This window comes from Luteimonas sp. MC1572 (assembly GCF_016615815.1).
In the GTDB taxonomy this organism is placed as follows: domain Bacteria; phylum Pseudomonadota; class Gammaproteobacteria; order Xanthomonadales; family Xanthomonadaceae; genus Luteimonas.
Map to the genome: position 1 here is coordinate 367012 of NZ_CP067112.1, position 15161 is coordinate 382172.

Here is a 15161-nt window from a genome sequence, read left to right on the forward strand (position 1 = left end):
CTGGCTGTGGCCGAGGCGGCGCGTGCGTGCGCCGTGTGGCGTCAGCGGCGGTAGATCCAGTGTCGCGAAGCCAGGAACCCGAACAGGCCGAGCACCGCTTCGACCAGCGGCTTCGCGAGCCACGCCCACTTGCGCCCGAGCACGTCGTCGATCGCTTCGATCGCCACCGTGCTGAGCAGGGTCATCACCAGCCAGGTGACGATGAAGCGCACGAGCGCCCGGCGCCCGATGCCGTGCTCCTCGCCGGTGAAGGTGATCTTGCCGTTGAGCCAGAAGCCGACCAGCGCGCCGCAGACGCGCCCCGACACGTTGGCCAGGCCGATGCGCAGCCCGAAGTGGCTGAGCGCCACCATCACGCCCCAGTCGAGCAGCCACTGGATGCCGCCGATGGCGAGGAAGCGCGGACCCTGGCGCAGCAGGCTCATGGCGCAGCCACCGCGTCGCGCGGCGGCAGGCGCCACCATTCCGCCGCGCCCGCGACTGCCTCGCGCCGCGCACCGGCGGCAAGCAGCCCCGCCTGGCGCACTGCGGGCAATTCGGACGGGCGCAGCAACACGTCACGGACATCTTCGCTGCGCAGCAGTTCGGCCCAGGCCCCGCCGCTGGCATCGTGGTCGGCGCGTTGCGCCGCCGCCTGCAGCGACGGGTCGTACCAGCCGACGGTGCGCGCCGCCGCGCCGAACTCGGCGGCCATTGGTGCGGAAGGCGCGAGCGAGAGTACGGTGCCGTGCCCTCCCTCCGCCGCGCGGCGCGCGCGCACCTGCATCGCCAGCACGCGCTCGGGGGCGTATTCCATCCACACCGGCGCGTCGCGTCCGGCCGCCATCACCGTCTCCTTGACGATGCCGGTGCGCAGCATCCAGTGGCCGTTGGCCTGGAACAGCAGGTTGGCGACGCACGTGGCCACCAGCAGCAGGTGCGCGCTGCGCGGCGCCGCGGCGCTGGCGGCCAGCACCAGTGCCGGGAGCACCAGCACCAGCGCCGGCTGCACGTAGCGCAGGTATTGCGTCGCGAGCAGCGGCGCGACGGTCATCGCCAGAGCCAGCGCCGCAAGCGCGCGCGTGCGCGGCGCCACCAGCGCCAGCAGCCAGGCACCGGCCAGCGCCACCAGCACGAAGCCGCCGCCTCCCGCGAACGCTTCCAGGTAGCGCCCGGTATCGAATGTGATCTGCCAGGCGAGGTCCGGTCCGGCGCCGGCATGCCAGCGCGGATCATCGAAATCCTGCGTGGCGAAATAGGGCGAGCCGAAGACGCTGTTGAGCAGCGGCAGCACGGGATTGCCGGCCACGTAAGCGGCGTAGGCGTAGCTGCTGCCGCCCAGGCCGGCGATGAGCACCAGACCTCCGGCCAGGTTGCGCAAGCCAAGCACCGCGCGCTGCCGCCACAGCAGCCACGGCAGCAGGATCGCGGCAAACCCGGCGGCCGCCAGCTTGGTCGCCACCAGCGCGCCAAGCAGGGCGCATGCCGCCCACAGCGTGCGCACCGACGGCGGGCGCAGCGCCAGCACCGCGGCCCAGGCCAGCAGCGCGGTGGTCTGCATCTCGGTCTGCATGCCCATCGCCAGCACCGCGGTGAGCGGCAGGCTGGCGTACAGCGCCACGGTCCACCAGCGCTGGCGTGCATCGCCGCCGAGCGCGGCGCACAGCTGCCACAGCGCGGTCGCGGTCAACGCGAGCCACAGCGCGTTGACCGCGCCGCGCGCCTCCATGCCGGCAAGCACCTGCGGCAGCGCCTGCACCACGTCCGCCGTCCACGGCGCCAAGGCCCAGGCGTGCACCTCGGGATCGAGCGCGTGGCGTCCGTCGAGCTGCAGCATCCACGGCAGCAGCAGGTGATAGCCGACGTCGTCGTACTGCACGGTGGGAACCCAGCAGCCGGTGCTGGCCAGCCCGGCGACCAGCACCGCGGCGGCCGCGGCCCTTGGCGCGGCGGCAACCGCGCCACGCCAGCCATCCCATGCCTGCCGGATCGCGCTGCCGACATCGCGGCGGCGCAGCGCGAGCACCACCACGATCACGGCAAGGTAGGTCCAGCGCCCGTGTATCGGCAGCGGCAGCAGCCAGCCGAGCACGCCCGCCCCCAGCGCCAGGCCGACGGTGCACGCCGCCGCGATGCCCGCGCCGGGCAGCAGCCAGAGGCCGAGCGCGATCGCAGTGGCGGCGCAGGCCAGCGTCGCCAGCACCGGCAGCGGACCGGCGAACAGCAACAGCGCAAGCAGCCAGGCGACGAGCAGGCCGTGCGCCCAGGCAAGGCCCGCAATGCGACGCAGCACGCCGGCGAACGCCAGCGCAGCGAGCATGATCACCAGCAGCGCCGTGCTCCGCGACGGCACCCATTCGGCGAACAGCTCGTGGATGAAAATGCCGGCGATGCAGGCAGCGGGCCCGGCCCAGAGCAGCAGCGACCGCCACCGGCTGGCGGTTGCGTGCGGCGGCAAGGTGTTCGGGGACGCCCCCGTCGGAACGGCTCGCGACATCGCGCGCATGCTATCAGCCCGCCGATTAGAATGGCCCGGACTTCGACAGCAGGACGCGAGATGCCGACCCAGGACCAGCCGACCCCCGACATCCACGTGGTGATCCTGGCCGCGGGCGAGGGCAAGCGCATGAAGTCGCGCCTGCCCAAGGTGCTGCAGAAGATCGCCGGGCAGCCGATGCTGGCGCATGTCATCGCCGCCGCGCGCGGGCTGTCACCGGCGGCGATCCACGTGGTGCATGGCCATGGCGGCGACCAGGTCCAGGCCGCGTTCGCCGAGCAGACCGACCTGCAGTGGGTCGAACAGGCGCTCCAGCTCGGCACCGGGCACGCGGTGCGCGAAGCCATGCCCGGCGTGCCGGACGGCGCACAGGTGGTGGTGCTGTACGGCGACGTGCCGCTGATCACCACCGCCACCCTGCAACGCCTGCTCGCCACCGGTGGCAGGCTGGCCGTGCTGGTCGCGGAACTCGACGACCCGACCGGTTATGGCCGCGTGGTCCGCGATCCGGAAGGCAATGTCGGCGCCGTCGTCGAGCAGAAGGACGCCACGCCGGAGCAGCGCCGCATCGCGATCGTCAACACCGGCGTGCTGGCAGCGGAATCCACCGCGCTGAAGGGCTGGCTGGCGCGCCTGTCGGCCGACAACGCGCAGGCCGAGTACTACCTGACCGACGTGTTCGCGATGGCGGCCGCCGAGTACAGCGCCGCGGAGATGGTGGAGGTGGACGATCCGGTCGAGACCGAAGGGGCGAACGATCCCTGGCAGCTGTCGCAGCTGGAGCGTGCGATGCAGCGCCGGCTGGTGCGCGCGCTGTGCGAGCAGGGCGCGCGCTTCGTCGATCCCGCGCGCGTCGACATCCGCGGCGAAGTGGTCGTGGGCCGCGACGTGGAGATCGACGTCGACGTGGTGTTCGAGGGCCGCGTGGTGCTGGGCGATGGCGTGCGCATCGGACCGTTCTGCCGGATCCGAAACGCCGACCTTGGACCCGGCAGCGAAGTGCGCGCGCATTGCGACATCGACGGCGCGCGTACCGAAGGCGCGGTGCACATCGGCCCGTTCGCGCGCCTGCGCCCGGGTACGGTGCTCGCCGACGGCGTGCACGTCGGCAACTTCGTCGAAGCCAAGAACGCGACGCTTGGCGTCGGCAGCAAGGCCAACCACCTGAGCTACCTGGGCGACGCGCGCATCGGTGCCGGCGTCAACATCGGTGCCGGCACCATCACCTGCAATTACGACGGCGCCAACAAGGCCACCACCACCATCGAGGACGGCGCCTTCATCGGCTCCAATGCCGCGCTGGTCGCACCGGTGACTATCGGTCGCGACGCCACGATCGGCGCGGGCTCGGTGATCGGCAGCGACGCGCCGGCGGGCAAGCTGACGGTGGCGCGCGCGCGCCAGGTCAGCATCGAGGGCTGGCAGCGGCCGGTGAAGGCGCCGAAGGGCTGAAGCCCGGCGCGCGGTGCGTCCGCGCGGAGGCACCTGAGGCGCAAGCGCGGCTCAGGCCGGCAGGTGGATGCTCACGCACAGGCCGCCACCCTCGCGGTTGGCGAGCGCGATGCGGCCGCCGTGCGCCTCGGCGATTTCGCGGGCCAGCGCCAGGCCCAGGCCGGTGCCGTGGCGCTTTGTGGAATAGAACGGCAGCAGCGCGTTCGACAGCACCGCCTCGTTCATTCCGCCGCCGCGGTCGAGCACGTCGATGCGCCAGGCGTCGGGCAGGCGCCGCAGCGCAAGCCGCACGTCTTCGGCAGGCGAGCCGGATTCGTGCGCGTTCTTCAGCAGGTTGAGCAGGCATTGCTCGAGCTGCGGCACGTCGGCGCGGCCGTGGCCTTCGGGCGAGCCCTCGGTGACAAAACCGACCTGGCCATGCAGCCGGGCCACGAAGCCCGGCCAGTCGAAGGTCTCCAGGCGCGGCGCCGGCATCTTCGCGAACCGCGCGTAATCGCGCAGGAAGCCGTCGAGGTGGCGCGCGCGCTCCTCGATCGTCGCCAGCGCCGCCGGCAGGCGCTCGAGCTGGCCGCGGCGCAGCAGCTCGGCACCGGAGTGCGCGAGCGATGCGATCGGCGCCAGCGAGTTGTTGAGTTCGTGGCTGATCACGCGGATCACCTTCTTCCACGTCTGGACTTCCTGGCGGCGCAGCTCGGCGGTCAGCTGGCGCAGCAGCACCAGCTCGTGGCGCCGGCCGTTGAGGCGGAAGAGCCGGCGCGAGAGGTGGTAGATGTCCTCGTCATCGTCGCGGCCCACGGTGAACATGCCGTCGCCGCCGCGCTCGATCGCCTCGCGCAGCGCCGCCGGCCCCAGTGCGAGCAGGGCCTCGAAGGACAGGCCTTCCAGCCTGCGGCCATCACCCAGCATCCTGCGCGCGGCCAGGTTGCCGAGCACCACGTGGCCGCCGGCGTCGACCAGAACCATCGCCACCGGCGTGTTCTGGACCATGGTGTCGAGCAGGAGTTCGCGCTGCACCAGGCGCAGGCGCTGCTCGCGCAGGGTATCGCCGAGCGCGCGGTGGCTGGCAACCAGGTCGCCGAGTTCACCGCTGCCGTCCCAGGCGATGCCGAAGCTGTAGTCGCCATCGCGATACGCCGCCACGCTGCCCGACAGCGCGCGGAACAGCGCGCGCGCCGGCAGCAGCAGCCGGCGCACGTGGTACGCCAGCAGCGGCAGCGGCAGCAGCGCCGCCGACGGGATCGCCAGCCACGGCGCGAGCTGCAGCCAATGGCGCAAGGCGAGCGCAAGCGTCGCGGCCACCAGCATGTAGACGAACGCCGCGGCGGTGAACGCCAGCCACAGTGGCAGCCGGCGGCGTGCCATCAGTCGCGACGGATGCCGAGGCGCTCGAGGCGGCGGTACAGCGCCTGGCGCGACATGCCCAGCTCCGCCGCGGCCTGCGCCAGCACGCCGCCGGCCTGCGCCAGCGCGGCCTCGATCGCCGCGCGGTCGGGCTCGTCGCCACCGCCGGCAGGCACCGCCGCGGCGTTGGCCGGGACAGGCTTCGGCAGGCCCAACGCGTCCGCGCCGATCACCTCGCCCGCCGACAGCAGCGCCGCGCGCTGCACCACGTTGCGCAGCTCGCGCACGTTGCCGGGCCAGGCATGGGCCAGAAGCGCGGCCGCGGCGTCGGCGCCGAGCTGCCTGCCGGCGGGCAGGAACAGGCGTGCCAGCGGCAGGATGTCGTCGCGGCGCTCGGCCAGCGGCGGCACTTTCAGTTCGATCGCATTGAGGCGGTAGTACAGATCCTCGCGGAAGCGGCCGCTGGCGATCATCGCCGCAAGGTCGGCGTTGGTGGCGCTGACCACGCGCACCCGCACCTGGCGTTCGCGGTTGGAACCCAGGCGCGCGAAGCGGCCGGTCTCCAGCACGCGCAGCAGCTTGACCTGGCCGGCGGCCGGCAGGTTGCCGATCTCGTCGAGGAACAGCGTGCCGCCGTCGGCGGCCTCGAACTTGCCCTCGCGCGCCTTGCCCGCGCCGGTGTAGGCGCCGGCATCGGCGCCGAACAGCTCGGCCTCGATCAGCTCCGCCGGCAGCGCGCCGCAGTTGAGCGCGACGAACGGGCCACTCCCGACCGGTGAGTTGGCATGCACGATCTCGGCGATCTTCTCCTTGCCGGCACCGTTGGGTCCGGTCACCAGCACCGGCAGCTCGGAGCGCGCGACCTGGCAGGCCAACGCCAGCAGGCGCTCGCTGGCCGGGTCGGCATAGACCATGCCGCGCAGGTCGTTGTCGCGCGCCAGCGCGTCGCGCCGGCGGCGTTCGCCGCTGCGGTGGCGGGCGAGGTCGCGGCGCGCCTCGGACAGCTCGACCAGGTTGTTGACGGTCGCCAGCAGCTTGCGGTCGTCCCAGGGCTTGCCGAGGTAGTCGGCGGCGCCGGCCTTGACCAGGTCGACCGCCGACTCCAGGTGCGTCCACGCCGTCAGCAGGACCACCGGCAGGTCCGGCTCCAGTTCGCGGATGGCATGGAACAGCGCGGTGCCTTCCTCGCCCGAGGTGGTGTCGGCGAGGAAGTTCATGTCCTGGATCACCAGGTCGATGCCACCCGCGGCCAGCCGGGCCAGGCCATCATCGGGTGATTCGGCGGCCACCGTGTCGATGTCGTGCAGCGAGAACAGCACGTCGAGCGCGGTGGCAACCGCGGGGTTGTCATCGATGACCAGGACGGTGGGCATGGGCGCCGATCATACGCTGCGCGTGGCAACCGCCGGCGGCACCATCGCCGCCCGCCGCGCCGGCCCGTAGACCGCGACCTGGCCGAGGAACCACAGCGCCAGCGCGCCGATCGGCAGGTACGCCAGAGGCAGTCGCGGCAGTTCATAGCGGCCCATCAGCAGCTGGTTGATCGCGTACGCCATCACCATGCCGATCACGATGCCGACGGTCGCCAGCAGGAAGTTCTCGACCTGGAAATAGCGCAGGATCTGTCCGCGCGTGGCACCGAGCGCGCGGCGGACGCCGATCTGCTTGGTGCGCTGCTGCACCCAGAAGCTGGCCAGGCCGACGATGCCGAGCGCGGTGACCACCAGCAGCGCGATGCACACCGCCACCAGCAGCCAGACCATGGCGCGGTCGGCCTGGTAGTACTCCTGGCGCAGCTCCGCGACGGTCTTGGTGTTGTCTTCAAGGATGATGCGGTTGGGGCCGTTGGCCTTCAGCACTTCCTTCGCGGCGGCGAGCACTTCCGCGCGGCGCTCCGGCGTGGTGCGCAGCATGATGTTGCTGCCGACCGTGTACGGCAGGCGAATCGGCAGGATCATCGAGAACTCCTTTTCCGCAGGGCCGCCCTGGTCGCTGGGACGGATCAGGTGGTCGATCACGCCGATCACCGGCGTCGGCTTGTCGCGGCTGATGTACACCTGCTTGCCCAGTGCCGACCCGCCCGGGAACAGCTTCTCCGCGGCCTTGCGCGTGATGATCACGGCGGGCGGCGCGAGATCGGCGCCGGGCGCGTCGATCACGTCCCACTCCTGGATCTCGTCGGCGTTGAAATTGCGGCCCTCGACAAGCGTCGGGCCGAACGTCGGCAGGAAATGCTCGTCGCCCATGTACATCGTGAGTCCGGCGGTGGGCCGCTGCTGGTCGGGCTGCAGGTTCACCGACGTGTTCCAGGACGAGTTGGAGAACGGGACCTGGTTGGTCGCGACCGCGGCCTTGACACCCGGCAGTGCGCGCAGCGCGGTCATGTCGGCGCGGGTGAGCGCGGCGGCGTTCTCGTCTTCGCCGATGCCGGTGATCTGGATGCGGACGAGTTCGTTGTCGGCGATGCCGCTGTGCAGGCTGATGCGATCGACGCGGTTGCCGATCAGGAACAGCGCGTTGCAGATGATCGCGCACGAGAGCGCGATCTCGACCACGATCAGCGCCGCGGCGGTCTTGTGGCGCAGCAGGGTGGAGAGGATCGGACGGATGTCCATGGAGATGCTCCGGAAGTCGGGGTGCCCGCCGCGGGGGCGGACGAAGGGCTACTGGGTCTTGAGCTGGATCGCCGGGGTGACCTGCATCGCGCGCCATGCGGGCAGGATGCCCGCCAGCAGGCTGGCGACGACCGCGAGCACGAAGGTCGCCAGCAACATCATCGGATCCAGGCGCGCGAGCTCGGCGTAGCTCGCCGGCTGCTGGCGCACGGCCCACAGCCCGAGCTGCGCCAGCCCCAGTCCGAGGATGCCGCCGGCCAGGCCGATCGCACCGGCCTCGACCAGGCACTGGGTGAAGATCGCCGAACGCGAGGCGCCGAGCGCGCGGCGCACGCCGATCTCGCTGCTGCGGCGCAGGAACTTCGCCAGCAGCAGGCCCACGGTGTTGACCAGGCACACCAGCAGGAAACCAAGTGCCAGCCACACCTGCAGGCGCACGTCGCCCGGCACCACGCGGTTGAAGTCCAGCCATTCCATGACGTTGCTCAGGCGCACGTTGTCCGGACGCTCGTAGCGGCCGGCCGCGCGCTGCTGCGCCGAGTAGTTGGCGAGGTACTGCCGGTATTCGGCCACCTTCTCCGGCGTGCCGAGTTCCACCCAGTACTGGATCCAGACGCAGGGCGCGCTGACGCCGGTGCTGCCCTCGGGGTCGCTTCCGGAATCGCCCCAGCAGTCCATGCTGCCGTTGCGGCCCATCTTCAGGTCGCGCGAGGTGGAGAACGGCACGAACACCTGCTCCGGCTCGCCGTAGCGGTCGCTGTTCATGTCGTAGAACTTCGGCGTCGGCCGCCAGTCGGCGATCACGCCGACAATGCGGAACGCTTCCTTGTCGATGCGCAGCGTCTTGCCGACGCTGTTGCTGCCGCCGAAGACCTTGTCGTTGAGCGACTTCGCGATCACCGCGACACGCTCGCGGTTGTCGTCCGCGCTCGCCGGCCAGCCGCTGCCGTGCAGGAACGGCAGGTCGAACATCGGGAAGAAGTCGCTGGTCGCGTAGCGCGCATCCACCAGGAACGGATCCAGCCCCTGCACCTCGGGCTCGATGCTGGCGCTGCCGCCGGTGGTCATCGTCTGCCGGTCGCCGCGCTTCTCGCGCAGCATGGTTTCGGCATCGAACCGGGTGACCTGCTCCGCGGGGTCTTCGCCCGCGGTGTAGTCGTTCATCGAGCGCGGGTCGAGCTGCGGGTAGAACAGCTTGCCGCTCTTCTGCGGGATGGGGTCGCCCGACAGCACGTGGAACACGGTGAGCGTGGTCATGCTGGCACCGATGCCCAGCGCGATCGCCAGCACCATCAGCGCGGTGAGCACGCGGTTGCGGCGGAAGCTGCGCAACGCCAGGTTCGCGTAGTAGCCGAACATGCTGTCGCCGAACAGCCGGTCTGTGAGCGTGGACATGGCGAGTCCCTCAGATGTTGGTTTCGGCGATGCCGCGCGTGGACTGCGCCACCCGCACCAGGCTCGGCTCGACCGACAGGTCGGTGGCCATGCCATCGACGATGTGCACGTTGCGCTGCGCACGCGCCGCCAGTTCCGGGTCGTGGGTCACCATGACGATCGTGGTGCCCTGCTGGTTGATGTCCTCGAGCAGCTCCAGGACGCTGCGCGCCATCTGCGAGTCGAGATTGCCGGTGGGTTCGTCCGCCAGCAGCAGGCGCGGGCTGCCCGCCAGCGCCCGCGCGATCGCCGCGCGCTGCTGCTGGCCACCCGACAGCTCCGCCGGGAAGTGCTTCATGCGCGAGCCCAGCCCGACCATGCCCAGCGCGTCCTCGATGCGCAGCCTGCGCTCGCTGGCCGGCATGCGCCGGTAGCGCAGCGGCACGTCGCAGTTGTCGAACAGGTTGAGGTCGGGGATCAGGTTGAAGCTCTGGAAGATGAAGCCGATCTTCTGGTTGCGCAGCCTGCTGCGCGCATCGTCGTTCAGGTCCTTGACGTTCTCGCCGTCGAGGCTGAACTCGCCGCCGGTGAAGGTCTCCAGCAGCCCGGCGATATTGAGGAAGGTGGTCTTGCCGGAGCCCGACGGCCCGGTGACGGCGACGAACTCGCCTTCCTTCACGTGCAGGTCGAGCGAACGCAGGGCGTGGGTCTCGACGAGCTGGGTGCGGTAGACCTTGGTGACGCCGCGCATGTTGAGCATGGGAGATCCTTGGATGGTCGGTGGCACGCGTCGCTTGGGCGACGCACACGGTGTGTTCGGCGTCAGCCGATGTGGAAGGGGGGGAGGTCGGGGTTGTGCAGGTAGCTCTCCGGTGCGACGTGGTGAACACGCGCCGCGCCGTTGGCGGAGGCACCGCCACGGCCGTCGGCAAGCGCATCGAACGCCGGCAGCTCGGACAGGCGCAGCGGCACGGCGTTGGCGAGGTCCTGGGCGTCCCAGGCCTTGGGGAAGTGGAAGGCGAAGTTCGAAGTGGCCATGTCAGTCTCCTGAGATCCGGACGCGTTCCGCACTGCCGAACTGGTCGCTTCCGGACACGACGACCCGTTCGCCCGGCTCGAGGCCGGAGAGGATTTCAACCGCACCGAGGCTGCTGACCCCGGTCTGGATCGGACGGCGCACGGCGCTGCCGTCCTGGACCACGTAGACGAAGCGCCCACCGTCCTGTTCGAGGAACGGGCCGCGCTCGACCATCAGCGTGTCCGGCCGCGTGTCCAGCACGATGCGCGCGGACAGGCGCTGGTTCTGGCGGAGGCCCGGCGGCTGGCTGCCTTCCGCGAAGCGCAGGCGTGCATTCACTTCGCCGTTGACCACTTCCGGCGACACCGCGGAGACCTCCGCAGGAAACGTCTTGCCGGTGCTGGTCACCTGCGCCGGCATGCCGATCGCCAGGTCGCGCGCAAAGCTTTCCGGCACCTTGATCTCAAGCTCGAACACCGACAGGTCGACCACGCCGAGCACCGGGCCGTTGGCGGCGACGCTGGTGCCCTGCGGCACCTGCACCTGGCCGACCTGGCCGTCGAATGGCGCGCGCAGGGTGAGCGCATCGACCTGGCGGGCGAGCTCGGCGGCAACGGCGCGCTGGCGGTCGGCCATCAGGCGCTTGTTGCGCGCGTCGAGCTCGGCGCCCTGCGCCGACAGCGAGAATTCCTGGCGCGCCGCGGAGAGGCCGAGGTCGGCCTTCTTCAGCGCGTCCTGCGCGCGGGCCACGTCGACCTGCGGCACGGCGCCGCCATCGAAGCCGCGCTGGTAGCGCTCGAGGTCGCGCTCGGCCGCGGTGCGGTCGATGCCGGCCTGGTCGAGCTGCTTGCGCGCATCCGACTTCGCAAGGCGTGCGTCGAGCAGCGCGCGGCTGGCCTCGGCCTCCATGCCGGCCAGCGCGGACTCTTCCTGCACCAGGCGGCTGCGCAGCTCGGGGCTGTCGATCACCGCCAGCTCCTGGCCCTGCTTCACCACGTCGCCGGCGACCACCTTGAGCGCCACGGTGCCGGCGGCGATCGCGTACAGGGTGGGGCTGTTGGCGGCGATCACGCGGCCGTCGGCGGACAGGTCGCGCACCAGTTCGCCGCGGGTGACTTCGGCCACGCGCAGGCGCGACGCGTCGTAGGAACGCCCGCCCGACGACCAGCCGGTGGCGAGCCAGGCGATTGCCGCGACCAGCGCGATCGCGACCGCGCCGCCGACAAGCCATGGCTTGCGGCCACCAAGGGGGCCGCGCGGCGTGGCGAGCACCTGGTCCTGGCTGGCGGTGTCGCGGATGCGGGAGCGTTGGTCCATGGCGGGCGGTCTGTCGTGTGCGGGTGGATGCATGACGGATTGACGCAAGTGGCGTGCCAACCGCAAGCATTTGAAAGTGAAGGGATTTGCGGGCTTGTCCGGGTGTCCGCCCGGACGCCGCGGCGTCCGCGCGGACGGCCCAGGGGCCTTTCCCCGTTAGACTTGGGATTCCAGAGGAAGGGGTTCCAGCACATGTGTGGCATCGTCGGCGCGATCGCGGATCGCGATGTGGTTCCGGTCCTGATCGAAGGACTCAAGCGGCTTGAATATCGCGGCTACGATTCCGCCGGCATCGCGGTCGTCGACGGCGACGACGTGCGCCGCGTGCGCCGCACCGGACGCGTGGCGGAGATGGAGTCCGCCGCAGCCAGCGAGGGCTTCCAGGCCAGCCTCGGCATCGGCCACACCCGCTGGGCCACCCACGGCGGCGTGACCGAATCCAACGCCCATCCACACGTCAGCCACGGCGTGGCGCTGGTGCACAACGGCATCATCGAGAACCACGAAGCGCAGCGCGAGCGCCTGAAGGGCCTCGGCTACACCTTCGAATCGCAGACCGATACCGAGGTCATCGCGCACCTGATCCACCATTACCTCCAGGACGGCGACGACCTGCTGGGCGCGCTGCAGCGCGCGGTGAAGGAACTCGACGGCGCCTATGCGCTGGCCGTGGTCAGCCACAAGGAGCCGGGGCGCCTGGTGTGCGCGCGCATGGGCTGCCCGCTGCTGGTCGGCCTGGGCGACGGCGAAAACTTCGTGGCCTCCGACGTGTCGGCGATCCTGCAGGCCACGCGCCGGGTGATCTTCCTGGAAGAGGGTGACACCGCCGAAGTGACGCGCGAGGGCGTGCGCGTGTTCGGTGCCGACGACCAGCCGGTGATGCGCGAGGAACACCTGTCCGACGTCTCGCTGGCGTCGCTGGAGCTCGGTCCCTACCGGCATTACATGCAGAAGGAAATCCACGAGCAGCCGCGCGCGCTGGCGGACACGATGGAAGCGATCATCGACGCCGGCGGGTTCGAGCCGGAGCTGTTCGGCAAGGACGCGGCTGCCGTGCTCGGCGACGTCGAAGGGATGCAGATCCTCGCCTGCGGCACCAGCTTCTACGCAGGCTCCGTGGCGCGCTACTGGATCGAGGCGATCAGCGGCCTGCCGTGCAGCGTCGAGATCGCCAGCGAGTACCGCTACCGCACCGCGGTCGCCAACCCGAAGCACCTGGTGGTCACCATCTCGCAGTCGGGCGAAACGCTCGACACCATGGAAGCGCTGAAGTACGCCAAGTCGCTGGGCCACGACTACACGCTGTCGATCTGCAACGTGCCCGAGAGCGCCATCCCGCGCGCCAGCCGGCTGGTGTTCTACACCCGCGCCGGCGCGGAGATCGGCGTCGCCTCCACCAAGGCGTTCACCACCCAGCTGGTCGGCCTGTTCGCACTCGCCGTCACGCTCGCCAAGCTCAACGGCCGCCTGCCGGAAGCCAGGGAGAGCGACTACATCGAGGCACTGCGCCACCTGCCGGGCAGCGTGCAGCACGCGCTCAACCTCGAGCCGCAGATCGCGCTGTGGGCCGAGCGCTTCGCGCCCAAGGACCACGCGTTGTTCCTCGGCCGCGGCGTGCACTACCCGATCGCGCTCGAGGGCGCGCTCAAGCTCAAGGAAATCTCCTACATCCACGCCGAGGCGTACCCGGCCGGCGAGCTCAAGCACGGGCCGCTGGCGCTGGTCGACGCCGACATGCCGGTGGTGGTGATCGCGCCGAAGGACTCGCTGCTGGAAAAAGTGAAGTCCAACATGCAGGAAGTGCGTGCCCGCGGCGGTGAGCTGTTCGTGTTCACTGACGCCGACAGCAACTTCGAGGAGTCGGAAGGCGTGCACGTGATCCGCACGCCGCGCCACGTCGGCGTGCTGAGCCCGATCGTGCACACGATTCCCGTGCAGATGCTGGCGTACCACGTGGCGCTTGCGCGCGGCACGGACGTGGACAAGCCGCGCAACCTGGCGAAGAGCGTCACGGTGGAGTAAGGCTGCAGGCCATGTCCTCGCATGCCGGCAACGTCCGTCCCGAACCCGACCAGGTGCTGGTCGACATCGTCGACTACGTCACCGGTTACGTGATCGACTCGCCGCTCGCCTGGGAGACCGCGCGCAACTGCCTGATCGACACACTGGGCTGCGGCCTCGAGGCGCTGGAGTACCCGGCGTGCACCAGGCTGCTGGGGCCGCTGGTGCCCGGCACGGTGGTGCCCGATGGCGCGCGCGTGCCCGGTACGCAGCACCAGCTCGATCCGGTGCAGGCGGCCTTCAACATCGGCGCGATGATCCGCTGGCTGGACTTCAACGACACCTGGCTGGCCGCCGAGTGGGGGCATCCGTCCGACAACCTCGGCGGCATCCTCGCGGTGGCCGACTGGCTCAGCCGCACCGCGGTGACCGCCGGAAGGCCGCCGCTGGCAATGCGCGACGTGCTGGCGGCGATGGTCAAGGCGCACGAGATCCAGGGCTGCATCGCGCTGGAGAACAGCTTCAACCGCGTCGGCCTGGACCACGTGGTGCTGGTGAAGGTGGCATCGACCGCGGTGGTCGCCTGGCTGCTGGGCCTCTCGCGCGAGCAGATCCTCAACGCGGTGTCGCTGGCGTGGGTGGACGGGCAGAGCCTGCGCACCTACCGGCACGCGCCCAACACCGGCAGCCGCAAATCCTGGGCCGCGGGCGACGCCACCAGCCGCGCCGTGCGCCTGGCGCTGATCGCGGCGACCGGGGAGATGGGCTACCCCGGCGCGCTGACCGCGCCCACGTGGGGCTTCTACGACGTCTCGTTCAAGGGCGAACCCTTCCGGTTCCAGCGCCCCTATGGCAGCTACGTGATGGAGAACGTGCTGTTCAAGATCAGTTTCCCCGCCGAGTTCCATGGCCAGACCGCGGTCGAGGCGGCGCTGCTCCTGCATGGGCAGCTCGCGGCGGCAGCAAGGGGCGTCGACGACATCGCCGCGATCACCATCCGCACGCAGCAGGCGTGCATGCGCATCATCGACAAGCAGGGTCCGCTGGACAATCCGGCAGATCGCGACCACTGCATCCAGTACATGGTCGCGGTGGCGCTGGTGTTCGGGCGCCTGACCGCCGGCGACTACGAAGACGACGTGGCCGCGGACCCGCGCATCGACCGGCTGCGGGCGAAGATCACCTGCGTCGAGGACCCGCGCTACACCGCCGACTACCACGACCCCGGCAAGCGCAGCATCGCCAACGCGCTGGCCGTGGAATTCAACGACGGCATGCGGCTCGCCGAAGTCGCGGTTGAATATCCCGTGGGGCACCCACGGCGGCGCGACGAGGGCATCCCGCTGCTGGAGGCCAAGTTCCGCACCAACCTGGCGCGGCGCTTCCCCGAGCCGCAGCAGCGGGCGATCCTCGCCGCCAGCCTCGACCAGGCCACGCTGGAGGCGATGCCGGTGCACGCCTACGTCGATCTCTACGTGATCTGAAGGATGGTCCGGCAGCCGGTCGGACACTGCGTGCCAGCCATGCCCGCGGGTCGCGCGCACCCGCTTGTATCATCGTGATGCGC

12 protein-coding genes are annotated in these 15161 nt (G+C 70.6%); 3 read left to right on the forward strand and 9 right to left on the reverse strand.

Features of this window, described 5'->3' with window-relative positions:
• Nucleotides 1-41 precede the first annotated feature (41 nt).
• Together JGR64_RS01710 and JGR64_RS01715 are read right to left on the reverse strand one after the other, a co-directional pair.
• Nucleotides 42-425: a GtrA family protein gene (locus tag JGR64_RS01710; RefSeq protein WP_199374814.1), complete on the reverse strand. Its 384-nt coding sequence runs from the start codon at nt 423-425 to the stop codon at nt 42-44.
• Nucleotides 422-2437: a hypothetical protein gene (locus tag JGR64_RS01715; protein WP_234446977.1), complete on the reverse strand. Its 2016-nt coding sequence runs from the start codon at nt 2435-2437 to the stop codon at nt 422-424. The genes JGR64_RS01710 and JGR64_RS01715 overlap by 4 nt, the downstream gene beginning before the upstream one ends.
• Before the next feature lie 99 nt (nt 2438-2536).
• On the opposite strand from JGR64_RS01715, the gene glmU reads away from it, so the two are divergent.
• Nucleotides 2537-3928 carry a bifunctional UDP-N-acetylglucosamine diphosphorylase/glucosamine-1-phosphate N-acetyltransferase GlmU gene (glmU, locus tag JGR64_RS01720; protein ID WP_199374816.1) on the forward strand — a complete coding sequence of 464 codons (1392 nt, stop codon included), beginning with the start codon at nt 2537-2539 and terminating at the stop codon, nt 3926-3928.
• 51 nt (nt 3929-3979) lie between these two features.
• On the opposite strand, the gene JGR64_RS01725 is transcribed toward glmU, so the two are convergent.
• The 7 genes from JGR64_RS01725 to JGR64_RS01755 all read right to left on the reverse strand — a co-directional run bounded on the left by JGR64_RS01725 (nt 3980) and on the right by JGR64_RS01755 (nt 11593).
• Nucleotides 3980-5290, reverse strand: a complete 1311-nt coding sequence (locus JGR64_RS01725) for a PAS domain-containing sensor histidine kinase (protein ID WP_343225144.1) — start codon at nt 5288-5290, stop codon at nt 3980-3982.
• Complete coding sequence (locus tag JGR64_RS01730) at nt 5290-6642, reverse strand: sigma-54 dependent transcriptional regulator (RefSeq protein WP_199374817.1); 1353 nt, start codon at nt 6640-6642, stop codon at nt 5290-5292. The genes JGR64_RS01725 and JGR64_RS01730 overlap by 1 nt, the downstream gene beginning before the upstream one ends.
• 9 nt (nt 6643-6651) lie before the next feature.
• Nucleotides 6652-7884, reverse strand: coding sequence for an ABC transporter permease (locus tag JGR64_RS01735; RefSeq protein ID WP_199374818.1), 1233 nt, complete (start codon nt 7882-7884; stop codon nt 6652-6654).
• Nucleotides 7885-7932: 48 nt separating this feature from the next.
• On the reverse strand, nt 7933-9243 hold the full coding sequence (locus JGR64_RS01740; RefSeq protein ID WP_199375146.1) for an ABC transporter permease: 1311 nt from the start codon (nt 9241-9243) through the stop codon (nt 7933-7935).
• 46 nt (nt 9244-9289) lie between these two features.
• On the reverse strand, nt 9290-10018 hold the full coding sequence (locus JGR64_RS01745) for an ABC transporter ATP-binding protein (RefSeq protein WP_199374819.1): 729 nt from the start codon (nt 10016-10018) through the stop codon (nt 9290-9292).
• Between the two features lie 62 nt (nt 10019-10080).
• Nucleotides 10081-10296 carry a hypothetical protein gene (locus JGR64_RS01750; RefSeq protein WP_199374820.1) on the reverse strand — a complete coding sequence of 72 codons (216 nt, stop codon included), beginning with the start codon at nt 10294-10296 and terminating at the stop codon, nt 10081-10083.
• A 1-nt stretch (nt 10297) separates the two neighbouring features.
• Nucleotides 10298-11593, reverse strand: a complete 1296-nt coding sequence (locus JGR64_RS01755; protein ID WP_199374821.1) for an efflux RND transporter periplasmic adaptor subunit — start codon at nt 11591-11593, stop codon at nt 10298-10300.
• 192 nt (nt 11594-11785) lie between these two features.
• Between JGR64_RS01755 and glmS the strand changes: the two genes are divergently transcribed.
• The gene (gene glmS, locus JGR64_RS01760; RefSeq protein WP_199374822.1) at nt 11786-13615 is read left to right on the forward strand and encodes a glutamine--fructose-6-phosphate transaminase (isomerizing); all 1830 of its coding nucleotides are present in this window, start codon (nt 11786-11788) and stop codon (nt 13613-13615) included.
• A gap of 11 nt (nt 13616-13626) precedes the next feature.
• Nucleotides 13627-15078 carry a bifunctional 2-methylcitrate dehydratase/aconitate hydratase gene (locus tag JGR64_RS01765; protein ID WP_199374823.1) on the forward strand — a complete coding sequence of 484 codons (1452 nt, stop codon included), beginning with the start codon at nt 13627-13629 and terminating at the stop codon, nt 15076-15078.
• Nucleotides 15079-15161 lie beyond the last annotated feature (83 nt).